This window comes from Shewanella salipaludis, from assembly GCF_012911865.1.
Lineage (GTDB): Bacteria > Pseudomonadota > Gammaproteobacteria > Enterobacterales > Shewanellaceae > Shewanella > Shewanella salipaludis.
Window position 1 is genome coordinate 187,176 of the sequence record NZ_JAAXYH010000004.1, and the last position, 18,345, is coordinate 205,520.

The window sequence follows — 18,345 nt, forward strand, 5'->3', positions numbered from 1 at the left end:
TTTGGCTGCACAGTGCCTTGATTTAGCTGCGCAGTGCCTTGGTCACCATTTACCCGCCTTGAATAGCTCCAGGCATTGGCTTGCCGGCAGTGGCCGGCTGAACAGGAAGCCCTGTACCTGATCACAACCTTCTCCGGCGAGGAAGTTGAGCTGCTCCTGGGTTTCCACCCCTTCGGCCACTACCTTGAGATCCAGGCTATGGGCCAGGGCTATGATGGCGCTGGTGATCGCCGCATCATCAGGATCGTTGGAAATATCCCTGACAAACTCACGATCTATCTTGAGGGTATCCAGCGGCAGACGCTTGAGGTAACTCAGGCTGGAATAGCCGGTGCCGAAGTCGTCTACCGCTATGCTGAGCCCCAGGGCCTTGAGCTGAGTCAGGATGGCGACCGAATCCTGGGGCGTCGCCATGATCATGGACTCGGTCAGTTCCAATTCCAGTGCACTCGCGGCCAGGCCGGAAACCGCCAGCGCGACTTCTATGGTGGAGATGATGTCGGCCTTGAGCTGCCTGGCCGACAGGTTCACCGCCACCGCGACATTGGTATAGCCCTGCTCATGCCAGCTGGCCAACTGGCTGCAGGCGTGGTGTATGGCCCACTGGCCTATCTGGGTGATGATGCCGGTTTCCTCGGCCAGCGGGATAAACTCCGCCGGTGAGATGTTGCCCAACTCAGGGCTTTCCCAGCGCAGCAGGGCTTCCAATCCGCTGAGGGTGCCGTCTATGACATTGAACTTGGGCTGATAAACCAGGTGGAACTCGTTGCGCTGTATGGCCAGCTTCAGCCCGGCTTCGAGCTGGACATGGCGCACCGCATATTCGTTCAGGCTGCTGGTGTAAAATTGGAAGTTGTTGCGGCCCGATGCCTTGGCATGATACATGGCGGTATCTGCATACTTGATCAGGGCGGCGCTGTTATCCGCATCGTTGGGATACAGGCTGATGCCTATGGAAGGCGAGATGGTCACTGTGTTGTCATCGAGCAGGAAAGGCGCCTGGAATGCCCGCAGCACTTTCTCGGCCACCACAGTGGCGGCTTTTGCCTGGTTGATGCCCTCGAGTATGATGGTGAATTCGTCGCCGCCCAGACGGGCGACGGTGTCGCCTTCCCTGATGGCGTTTTGCAGTCTGAGGGCGACCGACTTGAGCAGCATGTCGCCGACATGGTGACCCATGGAGTCGTTGACATGCTTGAATCTGTCGAGATCCAGGAAGAAGAGTGCCACTATGGTGCCGGCCCTGTGGGCCTGGGTTATGGCATGATTCAGTCTGTCCTGAAACAGGGTGCGGTTGGGCAGGCCTGTGAGGGTGTCGAAACTGGCGAGGAAACGCAGATCTTCCTCGGCCTTCTTGCGATCCGTGATATCGGTAAATACCGCGACGAAGTGGCTGGTTTCCCCCTTGTTGTCTATGACCTGGTTGATCTCCAGCCAGATGAGGATGCTCTTGCGGTTGCGGGTGCGTATCTTGATCTCACCGGCCCAGTGCTTGTGGCGCAACAACTGACGTTCGATATTCAGGTAGCTCTGGCGTTGCCTCTTGCCCAGCGCCAGGAAGAGGAAGTGCTGGTTATAGACCTCCTGTTGGCTGAAGCCTGTGATGGCGCTGAAGGCCGGGTTGACCGAGCAGATCCTGAAGTTGAGATCGCCGACCACCACGGCCTCGTTCATGCTCTGCAGCACCTGGGATGACAACCTGAGCTCATTCTCTGTCAGCTTGCGGCTGGTGATGTCTTTATGGGTGCCGGCCATGCGCACGGGTTGTTGGTTGCCATCGGTTTCGACCACCTTGCCGCGATCCAGCAGCCAGATTAATTCTCCCGGCTGTTGCTCTATACGATATTCGGCTTCGTAGAACGCCGATTTCCCCTCAAGGTGATCTGTCAGGGCCTGCCTCACCCTGGCCCTGTCTTCGGGATAAATATTGTCTATCAGGGTCTGAGTACCGCTGCCATAGGCCGAAAGAGGTGCCATGTTGGTGCGGTAAACCTGATCCTTGGAAATGCTCCAGTCCCACATGCCGTCCCCCGAGGCCCAGAGTGCCAGCTTCAGCCGCTCCTCCGACGCCCTGATGCTGGTTTCGAATTCCCTCTGGCGCAGGCGTTTCCTGCGCTGCAGCAGGCTGAAACCCAGCAGCAGGGCCAATCCTGTCAGCCAGTAGAGGCCGTAGGCCAGCTGGGTGAGGTAGAAAGGCGCCAGCACCTTGAGTTTCACTTCCAGGGTTTCCTCCCCTGGGGCATTGTATTGCAGGCCCTGGCGCACCCTCAGGGTGTAGTCTCCCGGAGGCAGGTTGGTGTAGGTGATCTCAGACGTGTTGTGCAACGTGTGCCATTGGCTGTCGAAACCCTCGAGTCGGTAGTCGAATAGATACTGGCCCGGGTAGCTGAAATCCAGTGAACCCACCTCGAAGCCTATCACCTGATCGTCAAATTGCATCTCTATGACGGGGGGTTGGCTCAGGTCGAGTAAGCGATGGGCGTGACCGGCTATCTTATAGCCTGTCAGCGTGGGTGGGTTCGCCGTCCTGTGTGAAGGGATCTGGGCCGGATTGAACCTGTTGATGCCGCGTATGCCACCGAACCAGAGATCGCCGTTGTCATCGGCCATGGCGACGGCACCATTGTATTCCAGCGCCTGCAGGCCTTCGAGCTCATTGAAGGTGATGATACTGCCATCCGGGGATAATCTGCTGATGCCGGCGTTGCTGCTGAGCCAGATGTCGCCTTGGCTGTCTTCGAGCATGGCATAGACGGTATCGCTCGGCAGTCCCTGGGCACCGTTATAGTGCGTAAATCGATAGCCCTCGGCCTGTGGCCGCAGGCGGCTCAGACCGCCATGGCTGGCAACCCAGATATCCCCGTTTCTGCCCTGGATTATGTCGCGTATTCTGTCGTTGCTCAGGCCCAGGTTAGAGTCGCCTTCCTGGTGGAACATGCGGCCGGCGCCCGTGTCGGGATCCAGGCTGACGAGGCCATTGAAGGTGCCCAGCCAGAGGCGACTCCCCAGGGCCCTGACGATTATGATTTGGTTGGTTTCGGCGTCGAATTCCGGCAGGGAGGCGAACGTGAATTGCCTGAACTCGTCCCTGTCTGCAGGTTTGACATACAGCTCCCTGGCGGTAGCGACCCAGAGCCGGCCCTCGGCGTCGAATTCCAGATTGCGCACCAGCTCGTCCTGCTGCCGCCCCAGGCCGTCATCTTCCAGGGAAAGCAAGCTGAAGTCGCCGTCGGGAGCCAGGACGGCGACACCATAATTGCTGGCGAACCATAGCCGTCCCTGCCTGTCCTGGGCTATGTCGCGGATGATCAGCTTGAGTTCCGTTTCCTTCAGCCCGAGAGCCCTGGCAAACAGGGCGTTGTGATGCAGGTAGTCGTCGCCGTCATGGGGCAGGCTCTTCAAGCCACCGCCATCCGTGCCTATCCAGAGATCGCCGTTGGCGGCGCGAAACAGGGCGCGGATATTATTGTTTTGACGTGGATTGATATTGTTGTTTTCGAAGAAATATTCGAAATGCTGCTTATCCAGGCTGACCCTGTCTATGCCGGAATAGAGACCGCCAATCCATAGGGTGCCTGAGTGGTCAAGCAGCAGGCGGCTCATGTTGCTGTCGCTGAGACTGGAGCCGCGTTGCGGGGCATTCATATGATATTTGACATGCAAATGGGTGCCGGCATTATCTATCTGTATCAGCCCCTTGCCTGGGCTTATGGCCCATATGTCCCCGGTTGCCGAGACGGAGAAGTCGGTTATGTTGGCAACGTCGGTCGCCGAGGGCGTTTGTTGCCAGACGAGTTCGGCTTGTTTGGTTTCCAGGCTGTAGTGCCACAGCTGATTCTTCAGTGCGAACCAGACTGAATAGAGAGAGGTCGCCCGGATCTGGTTTACCGGCAGCCCTTGTGGCAACCCCAGCTGGGTGATCTTGTTGCTGCTGATGGCGAAGGCGCCATCCTCTTGGGTGCCAACCAGCAGATAGGTGTTGGCGGCATTGGCCAGGCTGGTGATCTTGGGTGTTTGACTATTGCCAAGCTCCAGCCGTTTGATGCTGTCGTTGTGGAGTGACAGGGTATACAGGCCAGTTTCCGTGCCTATCCACAGGGTATCGCCTGTCACGCCGAGCCTGGTGACTCTGGGATCATCCAGGCCTTGGGCCTTGTCGAAGTGCTGGAATTTGCCTGTGTTGAGATCGAGCCGATTGAGGCCATGGCTCAGGGTTGCCACCCAGAGGAAGCCATCGCCGTCCTGGATTATGTCCGTGACATAGCTTTCCGAAATGCTGTCAGGGTCTTGGGAGGAATGCAGGAACACCCGGAAATCATTGCCATTATAGCTATGCAGCCCATCCTGGGTGCCGGCCCATAACATGCCGGCCTTATCCATGAACAGGCTGGTAATGGTATTTTGGTTCAGGCCATCCTGACTGGTCAGGTGTTCAAATTTCAATACGGATGGCAGCACCGGAGCTGCGACGGCAGCCGGCGCATACAGGGCCAGAAAGGTCCACGACAGCAGAACATGAAAATACAGGAATATGCGCACGAGCGGGCTAGCTGGCTGTCCCAAATTCGCCTCTATCCGAATGAGTCTCTTGGTGGAGACATCTTGTTGTCGCTATCTATAAGATAGTCATCATGGAGTCGGTACTCTTAGCACCTTAATGGGGCAATATTAACACTCTTATAACTGTACTGGCTAAAGGTTTAGTGAAATTTGTCACAAATGTTTCCCTGGCTGGCGCTGGGTTGGCAGGCCCATCTCTGGGGCGGGCTGAGACACAGGGCTAGACGTATAGCATGGCCATAAATTCATGCACCCGGGTATTTTCCAGCCGTGTCTGCTGGTGGCAGAGGTCGAAGATTTCGCCGCTGCGTTTGGCGGCGAAACGGCTCGCCAGGTTATGCCTGAACTTGCTTTCCAGCAAGGGAATGCCTTCGGCACGGCGACGTCTATGGCCCAGGGGGTAGTGCACTTCGACCTTCCCGGTCGCGCTGCCGTCCTTGAAGAAGATCTGTACTGCGTTGGCTATGCTGCGTTTTTGCGGGTCCAGGTAGTCTTCGCTGTAGCCCTTGTCTTCCTCGACCCGCATCTTGGCGCGCAGCGCGTCGATGCGCGGATCGGCGGCGACAGCGTCTTCATAGTGCTCTGCGCTCAGGCTGCCGTAGAGCAGTGGGATGGCCACCATATACTGCAGGCAGTGATCGCGATCGGCCGGATTATGCAGCGGGCCGCGTTTGGAGATGATGCGTAGCGCCGATTCTTGGGTGGACAGGACTATCTCGGCAATCTCCTCCAGGCGCGCCTGGACTTGCGGATGGAGCATGAGGGCACACTCGACCGCAGTCTGGGCGTGAAACTCCGCCGGGTAAGCGACCTTGAACAGTATGTTTTCCATCACATAGCTGGCGTAGGGGCGGGTGACTTGCAGGCTTCTACCCTCGAACAGCACATCGCAGAAGCCCCAACTTGGGGCGCTCAGGGCGCTCGGATAACCCATCTCGCCCGTCATGGTCAGCATTGCCAGGCGCACGGCCCGGGAGGCTGCATCGCCGGCGGCCCAGGACTTGCGCGAGCCGGCGTTCGGCGCGTGACGGTAAGTGCGCAGCGACTGGCCATCGATCCAGGCCTGGGAGAGGGCGTCGATGATCTGCGCCTTGGTGCCGCCCAGCATATGGGTCACTACCGCGGTCGAGGCCACCTTGACCAGCAGCACGTGATCCAGGCCGACACGGTTGAAACTATTCTCCAGCGCCAGTATCCCCTGGATTTCGTGCGCCTTGATCATATAGGTCAGCACCTCTCTCATGCTCAGCCCAGACTTGCCCTGGCCGACGCGTAGCTGCGACACATGGTCGGCGACCGCCAGGATGGCGCCCAGATTGTCCGAGGGATGGCCCCATTCCGCCGCCAGCCAGGTGTCGTTGTAGTCGAGCCAGCGGATGCAGGCGCCTATGTCCCAGGCCGCCTTGACGGGATCCAGCAGCAACTGGGTTCCAGGTACCCGCGCCCCGTATGGCACAAGAGTGCCAGGTACCAGTGGCCCCAGGTGCTTGGTGCATTCGGGGAAACGCAGCGCCAACAGGCCGCAGCCCAGGCTATCCATCAGGCAGTAACGGGCCGTATGGTAGGCCTCCTTGCTGTCGATTTTATAGTCACAGACATAGTCGGCAATATCCACCAGCACGGGATCCGGTTGGGGGCGGACGTTGGCTTCCACATTGGCTGACATGGCTTATGCTCCCTGTTGCGCGGTCTTGACTCATGGGCTGTTGCCCGCTCGTCCGGTCGATTTGCCTGGGCTCAGACTGGGCCTATGGCTCTGTCAGTCTGGTCGAACTCAATGGCATTTGCCAACCGGATGGCATGAACTTGGGGCCGGCGCGGGCTCGGTATGCCTGAGCGTCAGGGAAGGATCTGTGCATGGGGGCGCTAAGGCGCTAATGCACTAGGCACTGGGAGGGCATGGGGAGGGCATGCGGAGCGGCGCCTATGCAGGCGCCGCATGGGCGTTATTCTTTCGGGGCTTTTGCCGGCTGTTTTTCCGGCTCGGTTGCCGACACAGAGGCGGTGTGTTGTTGCAGTATCTGGTGGATCAGGCGATCTTTATCGGCCCAGAGTTGGTTGAGCCAGCGCTGAAAATCGACCCTGTACTCGGGATCGCTGAAATAGCGCTTGTCGTCGACTCTGGGCACCGGCAGGGCTTGGATTCGCACCACTATCTTGTTGACCTTACCGCTCATGACCCCGAAGAGTATGTCCTTGGGCGCGTCCGGATACACCAAAGTGATATCGAGCACCTTGGTGAATTGCTCACCCATGGCCGCGAGGGTGAAGGCGATACCGCCGGCCTTGGGCCGCAGTAGGTAGCGGTATGGCGAGTTCTGGCGCCGGCGCTTGTCTTCGGTGAAGCGACTGCCTTCGACATAGTTGATGATCGACGTCGGCATGTGCTTGAATTTCTCGCAGGCGCGGCGGGTGGTCGCCAGATCTTTACCCCTGAGCTTGGGATTCTTCTTCAACTTGGCCGGACTGGTTCTGTTCATGAAGGGCATGTCCAGTGCCCAGCAACCCAGCCCCATCAAGGGCACATACAGCAGCTCCTTCTTGAGAAAGAACTTCAGCATGGGGATATGGTTACGCAACAGGTAAGTTTGCGCTGCTATGTCGAAACCACTGAGGTGATTGCTGACCAGCAGGTACCAGCCATGCTTGTCCAGCTCATCCAGCCCCTGGACATCCCATTCTATCTTGGCGATCAGAAACAGTATGCCGCCGTTGCAGCTGGCCCAGGCCCACATGCAGCGGTTCATCAGCGCCGTGATCCCCAGCTGCAGTGGCTTTATCGGCAGCAGGAGCTTGACTATGCCCCCCAGGCTGATCAGGCCGCTCCACAGGACAGTGTTGATGATCAGCAGGCTGAGGCTGAGGGCGAACAGGACTGGGCCGGGAAGAAAACTAAACATGCTTGGCGCTATCCTCTGCTTGCTTGTCCGCCTGCTCGGCATACTGACTCAAGAGTGCATCTTTGCGTTGCCACAATAGATTGAGCTGCTCCTGAAAGCCTATCTTAAATTGTCTGTCGTTCATGTAGTCGCCGCGCATCTCCTGGGCTATGTCGGTGATCTTCACATCGACATAGACGCGACTCAGATCGCCACAGATATACTCCCAGAAGCTGGGCACCTTGCCCGGGTAGTAGATGGTGACATCGACCAGTTTATGGATCTGCTCGCCCATGGCCGAGAGGGCGAAGGCCATGCCGCCCGCCTTGGGTTTCAACAGATGCCGATAGGGCGAGCCCTGCTTGCTGTGCTTGGCTGGGCTGAAGCGGGTGCCCTCGACAAAATTCATCACACTGACGGGCTTATGCTTGAACTTGGCACAGGCCTTACGGGTGATCTCTATATCCTTGCCCTTGAGTTTGGGATTTTTCTTCAATTGGGCCGTGCTGTAGCGGCGCATGAAAGGAAAATCCAGGGCCCACCAGGCCAGCCCCAGCACAGGCACATACAGCAGCTGTTGCTTGAGGAAGAACTTGAGGAAAGGGATCTTATGATTCAGCAACCGTTGCAGTATCAGGATATCGACCCAGGATTGGTGGTTGGCGATCACCATGTACCATTCCTGGGTGGAGAAATGCGTGTCACCGGAGAAACGAATGTCGACCGGGTGGAATAGCTTTTCAATGAGGGTATTGACGCTGATCCAGGCGCTGGCGCAATGATCCAGCAGATAACTGCAGCCGGTGCGCAGTGGTGTGACGGGAATGAGTTTGAACAGGCTGATGACGAAGATAGGCATGACCCAGAACAGGGTATTCACCACGTATCCACAGAAGGCGATCCAGCCCCTGACTCGTATTAATAATGCCCGCATGCAACTCTCCTGACAAAAAAGGGAGGCCTATGTTACTCGGTGTCGGCTCCGGGCTCAATCTCGGGCAGAATTTAGCGCAGCCTAAGCTGCTTCAGGTATGTTGGGGCATGCATATTCTGACTTGTGCCGGAGGAGGCGTGCAGGTTGCCTGCACGCTGCTTAAGCCCAGCGACTTAAGCCCAGCCGCTTAAACCCAGCCGCTTAAGCTAGAGCCGAATGCCAATGCTGGATGCCGCAACTTATCAGACCAAGTGCATGTCGGCGACTTTCACCACATTACCGCTGACGTTAATCTTGCTGATCCCGTTGGCGTCACATTCCAGGCTGACGGCTATTTCGCTGGGTCTTCCCAGGAATCGCCCTTGGCGTATGATGAAGTCATTGCTCTGTGTCAGTGCGTGCTTATGCAGATAAGCGGCAACCGGGCCGGCGGCACTGCCGGTCGCTACGTCTTCAACCTTGCCACAGTTATCCCAGGTCCTGCCTTCTACGCTATTGATATCCAGCACATAGAGAAACTTGGCGCCATGTTTCTCCAGCAGGGGTTCCAGATTTGCCACCTTGAACTCTATGTCTTCCAGGCCATGGGTCACAGGCAGTATTATGTAGGGCAGGCCGGTTGAGATCGCCTCGGCAGCCTGGCCGGCCCTGTGCGCTGCGCCCAGGTTCAGCGCCGCATACAAGACAGAGGCTTCCTCGGGGCTGAGCGTCTTGATGAAGTCGGGCCGACCCTGAGTCATGGTGGCGGTAAATGCCCCCTCAGTGACCGAGCTTGTGAGCAATACGCTGGTGTGATTCAGCTCGACCGACCATTGATGGGCAGGAGCCGCTCCGAACGCTTCATGTAGATGGTATGCCAACCCTATGAGCGGGTGACCTGCGAAGTCGAGCTCTTCCTCCACTGTGAAGATCCTCGCCGCATACTTGCCATCGACAGCAGTCAGAAAGATGGATTCGAATTGGCGCATCTCCTGGGTCAGGGCCTGCATTTGCGCAGCAGTCAGCTCATCGAAATCGTAGAAAATCGTCAGTCCATTGCCCGTGAGCCTGGTATTGGTAAACACATCCACTAACTTACACTTCATCTATTTTCCCGAATGTTCAGTGCATGGCATAAGGTTAAGGGCCGCCACTCGATTGCCCGCTTGAGTCATGATAACCAGAAACAAAAATCTTACTGTAACCGGAGCAGCATGCCAAACAAGGCGTCTAAGTAAAAGTGCTTTTGTCTAAATGCCCGTGTCTAAATGCCTATGCCTAAATGTCTATGTCAAAGTGCCTGTGTCTAAATGCCTTTGTCTAAAGGCCTGTGTCAAAGTGTTATTTCTGTGTATCTGTTTAGTGCCCGCCGGGGCAGCCTGGCGGCCTAGAGACCGTTCAGGTTAAAGGCCAGCGCATCCGGAGCCGGATCCGAGGCAAGCTGTGTCTGGCGTTGACTCAGTATCTCGTCGCTCAAGGGTCCCGTCTGTGCCAGCAGCCCGTCTATCTCTGCCTCCAGTCGCAGTTTGTCGTGGTGTGATGCGGCCTTCTCCAGGGCTGCGCTCCGGAATGAACCGAGTCGCAGCCCTGAGGACGTCACAGTTTCAGGCCCGGCAAGGTAGACCTCGGCGGTTGTGGCATGGGCCATGGTGCCCATGGCGGACAAGATGCTGACTAACAGCAGGGTGATGGATGTTTTCATTATTGGCTCCTTGTAGCTTGGCTTGGCCCTCTGGCCCTGGCGATATCCTGGATGGATGTCGCAGTGGTATCTTCGCTGTATAGATAGCAGTAAGCGTGCCAAAACTACTTATCATTAAGTTTCAATGCTTTATGTGTTTTTCTGTCCGGGGTTAAACCTGAGCCCTGTCCGCCGCGGGTGTCCGCTCACCCTGCGGACAGAGTCGAGTGTCCGCCAGGCTGTACCGCTTTTTCGGCAGGGCTTGGGCAGGCTCCGGATGTGATTGGCGCTATTGTTGTGCCAGCCGGGCCAGCAACCTGTCCATGGCCCGGTAACCCAGGGCCTGGGCCAAATGGCTGCGCTGCGCCCTGGGCTCCTGTTGCAGATCCGCTATGGTGCGGGCGACGCGCTGCAGCCGGTGAAAGCTGCGCACCGACAGCCCGAGTTTCACCACGCTCTGCTCGAGAAACAGCAGATCTGCCTCGGACAGGCCGCTGAATTGCTTGAGCTGAGTGCCGCTGAGTTCGGCGTTCAGCATCCCCTGGCGGCCTAACTGAATGTCTCTGGCTCGCTTGACCCTGGCGGCGATCACCTGGCTGTTTTCCCCCAACTGTGCCGTCTGGGTCAGGGTGCCCTGGGGCAGCCTGGGCACTTCTATGGTCAGGTCGAAACGGTCGAGGAAAGGCCCGGACAGACGGGCCAGATAGCGCTGGATCTGCTCCGGGGTGGCCCTGGACTGGCTGTCGGCATCGCCGCAGGGACTGGGATTCATGGCGGCAATCAGCTGAAAGCGGCTGGCGAAGGTGAGTTTGGCGGCGGCGCGGGAGATCACCACTTCGCCCGTCTCCATCGGCTCACGCAGACAGTCGAGCACCTTGCGGGGGAACTCGGCAATTTCGTCGAGAAATAACACGCCTCTGTGCGCCAGGGAGATCTCCCCGGGTCTGGGAATGCTGCCGCCGCCGACCAGGGAGATGGCCGAGCTGGTGTGGTGGGGCGAACGGAAGGGCCGGCGCAGGAAATCCTCCGGCTTGATGTCCAGTCCGGCCACAGAATGCAGGGCCGCGACCTCCAGTGCCTCATCATAGTTGAGTTGCGGCAGCAGCGGCATGATGCGGCTGGCGAGCATGGTCTTGCCCGTGCCGGGTGGCCCCAGCATCAGCAGGTTATGGTTGCCGGCGGCGGCGATCTCCAGCGCCTGCTTGGCCTGGTACTGGCCCAGCACTTCGCTCAGGCAGGGCTGGGGGGCTTGTGGCTCGGGGGTCAGCCATTCCAGGCGGCTGCTGATGCCGGGCAGCCGAGCCTGTCCCTGCAGGCAGGCGGTCAGGTTCTGCAGATGGGCGGCGAAGCGGACCGCCCCATAGCCGACCAATTCGGCATCATGGCGGTTATCCAGGGGCATGATCAGGCCATGCCCCTGACGCTTGGCCGCCAGTATCGCCGGCAACAGGCCTTGGCAGTAGCGGATATGGCCGGACAGCGCCAACTCACCGATAAATTCCATCTCCTTCAGGCTCTGGAGCGGCACTTGCCCCGAGGCGGCGAGTATCCCTATGGCGATCGGCAAGTCGTAGCGGCCGCCCTGTTTGGGCAGGTCGGCCGGTGCCAAGTTGACCGTGATCCTGCGTGTCGGGAATTCGAAGCCTGCGTTGATCAGGGCGCTGCGGACCCGCTCCCTGGCTTCCTTGACCGAGGCCTCGGGCAGGCCAACCAGATTGAAGGCGGGCAGGCCATTGCTCAGATGCACTTCCACCTTGACTTCCGGTGCCTCGACGCCGGCGCTGGCGCGGGTGGTGACACAGGCGATAGCCATCAACAAATCCTTTTGTTTTGGAAGATAATTTGAGTCTAGCAGCTATTGGCGCTCCTGCCTGGGGCCAGGCTTGGGCTCGGCCATGGGGGCGAATAGTGGCGCTGGCGGCCATGGCAAATGCCGTGGGGCTTTCCCAATGGCAACAAGCGGATATAATAACCCGGCCACGACTGTCGGCCGCTAGACTTGAACCTGGGTACTGGCGCGACCGGAGCCGTCCTGTTGCTGCCTTGGCGAGCGCTGTCTTAAGTCAGCTCATAAGCTGTATTGTTAAATAAGGTGTTCCATGACTCTGTTCGATAACCTGTTGGTGATCCTATGCCTGGTCGGTGCCAGCTGCTTCTTCTCCATGTCGGAAATCGCCTTGGCGGCGTCGCGCAAGATACGCCTGCGGCAGTTGGCCGATGAGGGCGACGTGCGGGCCGAGCGGGTGCTGCAACTGCAGGCCCATCCCGGCAGTTTCTTCACCGTGGTGCAGATCGGTCTCAATGCCGTCGCCATCATGGGCGGTATCGTCGGCGAGTCCGCCTTCAGGCCCCATTTCATTGCCCTGTTGCAGCCTTGGCTGGCCGATCCCTGGCTCGGCAAGCTGAGCTTCCTCCTGTCTTTCGTGTTGGTCACCAGTCTGTTTATCCTGCTGGCGGATCTCATGCCCAAGCGCGTCGCCATGGCGATGCCAGAGTGGGTGGCGCTGCGTCTGGTGGCCCCCATGTCCTGGTGCATCACAGTACTCAGGCCGTTGGTGTGGTTGTTCAACGGCCTGGCCAATGGCCTGTTCAAGTTGCTGCATATCCCTACAGCACGCAACGATGAGATCACCTCGGACGATATTTATGCCGTGATGAATGCCGGTGCCGAGGCCGGCGTGCTGGACAGAGGCGATCAGCAGATGATGGAAAATGTGTTTGAAATGCAAACGGTTTCCGTTACCTCGGCCATGACGGCGCGGGACACCCTGGTGTATTTTCTGCTGCAGGACAGTGAAGAGGACATAAAGCGCAAGATCACCGAGGCGCCCCATACCAAGTTCCTGGTCTGCGACGGCCAGCTGGACACTGTCAAGGGCGTGGTCGATGCCAAGGAGCTGTTGATCCGGGTGATCAACGGCGAGCAGATCAGCCTGGAAGGCAGTAACCTGGTGCACAATACCCTGATCATTCCCGACAGCCTGAGCCTGTCCGAGTCGATGGAATACTTCAAGAACAGCCGCGCCGACTTTGCCGTGGTGATGAACGAGTATGCCCTGGTGGTCGGGATAGTGACCACCAACGATCTGCAGCGGGCCGTGATGGGGGCCTGGTCGCTGCACGAGAGCGAAGAGCAGATCATCGCCCGCGATGCCAACTCCTGGCTGGTGGACGGAGTGACGCCGATAACCGACGTGATGCGCGCCTTCGGCATAGAAGAGTTCCCCCATAGCCAGAACTACGAGACCATAGCGGGTTTCATGATGTATATGCTGCGTAAGATCCCCAAACGCACAGATTTCGTTAACTATGCAGGTTACAAGTTCGAGGTGGTGGACATAGATGCCTACAGGGTAGATCAGTTGCTGGTGACCCGTCTCGATGCCTTGGATAAGGCGCAGTGATCTTGTACCTGCTTCACCCTCTGGGGCAAGCAAGATTTAGCTGTTAATACTGGCCGAGCCTCAGACCACGGCGAGGAACGCCGCTATTATGGGGTCGTCTAGCCGCTTCTGCTTACAGCAACAACCCAGCTCGAAGGCGGGAATGGCCACGGGCGAAGGCACCAGCTGCAGCCTATCCCTGACCGGGCTGTTATGCACGACCACTTCCGGGGTGATGCTGACACCACAGCCAAGGGCCACCATGGAGGTCATCGCCTCCTGTCCCGAGACCTGGGCGTAGATCTTGGCCTCTATGCCCATCTGCTTGAACCAGTTGTCCGCCCTGCGTCTGCCTGGGCCATGGTCCGGAATGATGAAGGGGAGGTTGCCCCAGTCGATCTCCGGCTCGCCCAGCTGTTGCTGCACCCGGCAGTGGATGGTCGGGCCTATGATGACCAGGGGCACTTCCTCTATCTTGGCGAAGTGCAGGCTGGCGGGGAAGGGATCCGGCAGGGCGGCGATGGCGATATCGGCCTTTTGTTGCTGTATCTGGGTCAAGGCATTGGCGGCATCACCCGTCGTCAGGTTGATTTCCACCAACGGCTGTTCGCGGCGAAACCTGTCCAGCAACCCGGGCAGATGGCTGTAGGCGGCGGTGACCGAACAGTAGATGTTCAACTTTCCATGCAGCAAGTCCTGGCGCGGATCTATGCGGGTCTTCAGGGTCAGCCACTGGCTCAGGGTCTGCTCGGCAAAGCGGCGAAACTCGAGTCCGGCGTTGGTGAGTGACACGCTGCGGTTATCCCGTTGCAGCAGCTGGGCGCCGACTTCCTCTTCCAGGCGTTGCAGGGCCCGGCTGAGGGTCGAAGGACTGACATGCATCTGCTCCGCGGTGCGGGCGAAATGCAGGCTGTCACAGAGATGCAGGTAGAGCTTGAGTGAGCGAATATCCATAGAGTTCCCGTCATGGCTCGCGCCTGAGTGCCGACGAGACATGTTGCCAAAAACGCAATATCAGATTCCGAATATATCATTTTCCGCAATTAAAGCCATGGACTATAGTGAGTCCAATCACAATTTAGCCCGGCCATGAGCCAGGTAGATTGAGTCCCAAATTTCTGACTTTAAGGTGGTGTATCAGATGGCTAACTATTTTAACTCTCTGAACTTACGTCAACAATTAGCCCAGCTGGCACAGTGCCGTTTCATGGACCGCAGCGAATTCGCCAAGGGTTGCGACTATATCAAAGGCTGGAACATAGTCATCCTGGGGTGTGGCGCCCAGGGCCTGAACCAGGGGCTGAACATGCGTGACTCAGGGCTGAACATCACCTTCGCCCTGCGCCCCGAGGCCATAGCCCAGCAGCGGGCCTCATGGCGGCAGGCCACAGACAATGGTTTTCGGGTCGGCACCTTCGAAGCCCTGGTGCCGGACGCAGATCTGGTGCTCAACCTGACCCCGGACAAGCAGCATTCCAATGTGGTCAATGCCGTGATGCCGCTGATGAAACAAGGCGCGACCCTGGCCTATTCCCACGGCTTCAACATAGTCGAGGAAGGCATGCAGGTGCGTGAAGACATCACAGTCATCATGGTGGCCCCCAAGTGTCCCGGCACCGAGGTGCGGGAAGAATACAAGCGCGGCTTCGGCGTGCCGACCCTGATCGCCGTGCATCCGGAGAACGACTCCCGCGGCGATGGCCTGGAGATCGCCAAGGCCTATGCCAGCGCTACCGGCGGCGACAGGGCCGGGGTGTTGCACTCGTCTTTCATCGCCGAAGTGAAGTCGGACTTGATGGGGGAGCAGACCATACTCTGCGGCATGTTGCAGACGGGTGCCATCCTGGGCTACGAGAAGATGCTTGCCGATGGGGTGGAGCCCGGTTATGCCGCCAAGTTGATCCAGCAGGGCTGGGAAACAGTGACCGAAGCCCTCAAACATGGCGGCATCACCAACATGATGGACAGGTTGTCTAATCCGGCCAAGATCCAGGCCTTCGACATGGCCGAGGACTTGAAAGGCATACTGGCGCCCCTGTTCGAGAAGCACATGGATGACATCATCAGCGGCGAATTTTCCCGCACCATGATGGCCGATTGGGCCAACGACGATGCCAACCTGCTGCGCTGGCGCGCCGAAACCGCCGAGACGGGTTTCGAGCAAGCCCCGGTATCGAGCGAGCACATAGAGGAGCAGACCTATTTCGATAAGGGCATCTTCCTGGTGGCCATGATCAAGGCCGGGGTCGAGTTGGCCTTCGACACCATGGTTGCCGCCGGAATAGTAGAAGAATCAGCTTATTACGAGTCACTGCACGAGACGCCGCTGATCGCCAACACCATAGCCCGTAAGCGTTTGTATGAGATGAATGTGGTGATTTCCGACACCGCCGAATACGGTTGTTATCTGTTCAACCATGCGGCAGTGCCCTTGCTGCGCGACTATGTCAACGCCATGTCACCCGAGTTCCTGGGGGCCGGCCTGCAGGACAGAGGCAACGGCGTGGATAATTTGCGCCTCATCCAGGTGAATGAGGCCATTCGTCATACCGGGGTGGAATACATAGGCGCCGAATTGCGCGGCTACATGACGGACATGAAACGTATCGTCGACAATCATTGATAGCGTATTTTGTTGATTTAACTCAGCGGCCTGCCCGGCAGGCTAACGACAAGAGATTAAGTTTGCACAGGAGGCGTTCGACATGAACTCCTATATGGCATGCGTCAGGTTCGATTTTGTTGTTGTTTTGCATTGTCTCGGCAAGGACGCTGAATTTTTTTAACGATAAGACATTTTGATTGTGTTTGTTGCTCGCTTCATGGTAAAGCTAATAGCTCGCATCCGGGCCATTAACCTGGACGACAACGAATTCAAACCCAAACTCAATACCCATAGGACACTGTTATTCATGTTTAACCAGGCTGCCAAGCTCCTCCTCGTGATTATTACCGTGGTGATTATTAAATCGCAGCGGGGGCGGCGCATGGCAAACAGACAGACCTAAAGGTTTAGAAGTTTCAAAGAACCCCCCGCTCCGCAAGGACCGGGGGGTTCTTTCGTTTCAGGGGCCGAAACTTGGCCCAGGGTACGGCAAGCAACGGCAGCTCAGCGTCAATAACATTTTGGAAAACGAGAGAAAACATATGGAACCAGGGCAGATGATACGAGGCGCAGACGCAGTCATAAAGGTGTTGGCGGCCCATGGCGTGACCACGGTATTCGGTTATCCGGGCGGTGCCATCATGCCACTCTACGATGCCCTCTATGGCGCGCCGGTCGAACACCTGCTGAGCCGCCACGAGCAGGGCGCCGCCTTCGCCGCCGTGGGCTACGCCAGGGCCAGTGGCAAGACGGGGGTCTGCTTCGCCACCTCGGGTCCAGGGGCCACCAATCTCATCACCTCACTGGCCGATGCCCTGCTCGACTCAGTGCCCCTGGTGGCCATCACGGGCCAGGTATCCACCTCAGTCATAGGCACGGATGCCTTCCAGGAAATAGATGTGCTCGGCATGTCACTGTCCTGTACCAAGCATAGCTTCATGGTCACCCGGATAGACGAGCTGATCCCGACCCTGTACCAGGCGTTCGCGATCGCCGCCTCCGGGCGTCCGGGCCCTGTGTTGGTCGATATCCCCAAGGATATCCAGCTCGCCGAGCTGGAATACCGCACGCCGCTGCTGGCGATCGCCACCGAGCCCAGGGCCGAGGCGGGTGACGTCGAGGCGGCGAGGCGCTTGTTGGCCCAGGCCCGCCAGCCGATCCTCTATGTCGGCGGCGGGGTCGGCATGGCCGGCGCGGTCGAGCAGCTGCGCGACCTGATCCGGGTGACGGGCCTGCCGTCGGTGGCCACCCTCAAGGGACTGGGCGCCATAGCCCACGACACCCCAGGGTACCTGGGCATGCTCGGCATGCATGGCGGCAAGGCGGCCAATCTGGCGGTACAGGACTGCGATCTCTTGCTGGTGGTCGGCGCCAGATTCGATGACAGGGTGACGGGCAAGCTGGCCAGCTTCGCTCCCAAGGCCAAGGTCATACACCTGGACATAGATGCCGCCGAACTCGGCAAGCTGCGCCGGGCGGACGTCGCCATCGCCGGCGATCTGCGGCAGATCTTGCCGGCGCTGGCCATGCCGCTGAACATCACGCCCTGGCAGGCCGAGGTGGAACATCTGGCGCGCAAGCATAGATGGGACTATCGGCACCCGGGCAAGCTCATCTATGCCCCCGCCATGTTAAGGCGCCTGGCCAACAAGCTGCCCCAGGACAGCGTCGTCAGCTGTGACGTGGGCCAACATCAGATGTGGGTGGCGCAGCATATGTGGTTCCGCCGTCCCGAGGATCATCTGTCCAGTGCTGGGCTTGGCACCATGGGCTTCGGCTTGCCTGCGGCAATTGGCGCCCAGATGGCCCGCCCCGGAGCGACGGTAGTGCTGGTGTCAGGGGATGGCTCCTTCATGATGAATGTGCAGGAGCTGACCACCATCAAGCGGCGTCGGCTGCCGGTGAAGATCTTGCTGCTCGACAACCAGAAGCTCGGCATGGTGAAGCAGTGGCAGCAGTTGTTCTTCGAGGAGAGGTACAGCGAGACAGATCTGTCGGATAACCCGGATTTCGTGCTGATGGCCTCGGCCTTCGACATCCCGGGGCGCAGCATCACGTCTGCCGATGAGGTCGAACCGGCGCTGGAGCAGATGCTGACCGCCCAGGGGCCTTATCTGCTGCACGTGGCGATAGACGATGCGTTCAACGTCTGGCCCTTGGTACCACCCGGGGCTTGCAACAGCGAGATGATGGATGAGCCGGAGACGCGCACATGAGGCACTCTCTGGCGCTCAGGCGACAAGCATCAAAGCTGACACTGGCTTATGCCCTTACCCCCAGGCCCCTGCAGCTTCTGCAATGGGCCGGCAACAACGACACTATGG

The 18,345-nt window shown here is 58.6% G+C and carries 11 protein-coding genes; 3 read left to right on the forward strand and 8 right to left on the reverse strand.

Annotation, left to right across the window (positions count from 1 at the left end; genetic code table 11):
* Positions 1 to 42: 42 nt before the first annotated feature.
* From HC757_RS08070 to HC757_RS08100, 7 genes are all read right to left on the reverse strand, one after another.
* Positions 43 to 4,563 (reverse strand): EAL domain-containing protein, encoded by a 4,521-nt coding sequence (locus HC757_RS08070; protein WP_425313955.1) that lies wholly within the window; start codon positions 4,561 to 4,563, stop codon positions 43 to 45.
* Positions 4,564 to 4,780: 217 nt separating this feature from the next.
* Positions 4,781 to 6,226, reverse strand: coding sequence for a bifunctional 2-methylcitrate dehydratase/aconitate hydratase (locus HC757_RS08075; RefSeq protein ID WP_169563811.1), 1,446 nt, complete (start codon positions 6,224 to 6,226; stop codon positions 4,781 to 4,783).
* A 280-nt stretch (positions 6,227 to 6,506) separates the two neighbouring features.
* A complete protein-coding gene (locus HC757_RS08080; RefSeq protein WP_169563812.1) occupies positions 6,507 to 7,460 on the reverse strand; it encodes an acyltransferase in 954 nt (317 codons plus the stop codon).
* Complete coding sequence (locus HC757_RS08085) at positions 7,453 to 8,373, reverse strand: acyltransferase (RefSeq protein WP_169563813.1); 921 nt, start codon at positions 8,371 to 8,373, stop codon at positions 7,453 to 7,455. Before HC757_RS08085 ends, HC757_RS08080 begins: the two co-directional genes overlap by 8 nt.
* Before the next feature lie 242 nt (positions 8,374 to 8,615).
* Positions 8,616 to 9,458, reverse strand: a complete 843-nt coding sequence (locus HC757_RS08090; protein ID WP_169563814.1) for a PhzF family phenazine biosynthesis protein — start codon at positions 9,456 to 9,458, stop codon at positions 8,616 to 8,618.
* 281 nt (positions 9,459 to 9,739) lie between these two features.
* Positions 9,740 to 10,054: a hypothetical protein gene (locus tag HC757_RS08095; protein ID WP_169563815.1), complete on the reverse strand. Its 315-nt coding sequence runs from the start codon at positions 10,052 to 10,054 to the stop codon at positions 9,740 to 9,742.
* Positions 10,055 to 10,322: 268 nt separating this feature from the next.
* On the reverse strand, positions 10,323 to 11,846 hold the full coding sequence (locus tag HC757_RS08100; protein ID WP_169563816.1) for a YifB family Mg chelatase-like AAA ATPase: 1,524 nt from the start codon (positions 11,844 to 11,846) through the stop codon (positions 10,323 to 10,325).
* Between the two features lie 286 nt (positions 11,847 to 12,132).
* Between HC757_RS08100 and paeA the strand changes: the two genes are divergently transcribed.
* Positions 12,133 to 13,437, forward strand: a complete 1,305-nt coding sequence (gene paeA / locus HC757_RS08105; protein WP_169563817.1) for a polyamine export protein PaeA — start codon at positions 12,133 to 12,135, stop codon at positions 13,435 to 13,437.
* Positions 13,438 to 13,497: 60 nt separating this feature from the next.
* On the opposite strand, the gene ilvY is transcribed toward paeA, so the two are convergent.
* Positions 13,498 to 14,370: an HTH-type transcriptional activator IlvY gene (ilvY, locus tag HC757_RS08110; protein WP_169563818.1), complete on the reverse strand. Its 873-nt coding sequence runs from the start codon at positions 14,368 to 14,370 to the stop codon at positions 13,498 to 13,500.
* Positions 14,371 to 14,557: 187 nt separating this feature from the next.
* Between ilvY and ilvC the strand changes: the two genes are divergently transcribed.
* Together ilvC and ilvG are read left to right on the forward strand one after the other, a co-directional pair.
* A complete protein-coding gene (ilvC, locus tag HC757_RS08115) occupies positions 14,558 to 16,039 on the forward strand; it encodes a ketol-acid reductoisomerase (protein WP_169563819.1) in 1,482 nt (493 codons plus the stop codon).
* A 524-nt stretch (positions 16,040 to 16,563) separates the two neighbouring features.
* Positions 16,564 to 18,237, forward strand: coding sequence for an acetolactate synthase 2 catalytic subunit (gene ilvG, locus HC757_RS08120; protein WP_169563820.1), 1,674 nt, complete (start codon positions 16,564 to 16,566; stop codon positions 18,235 to 18,237).
* Positions 18,238 to 18,345: the final 108 nt, after the last annotated feature.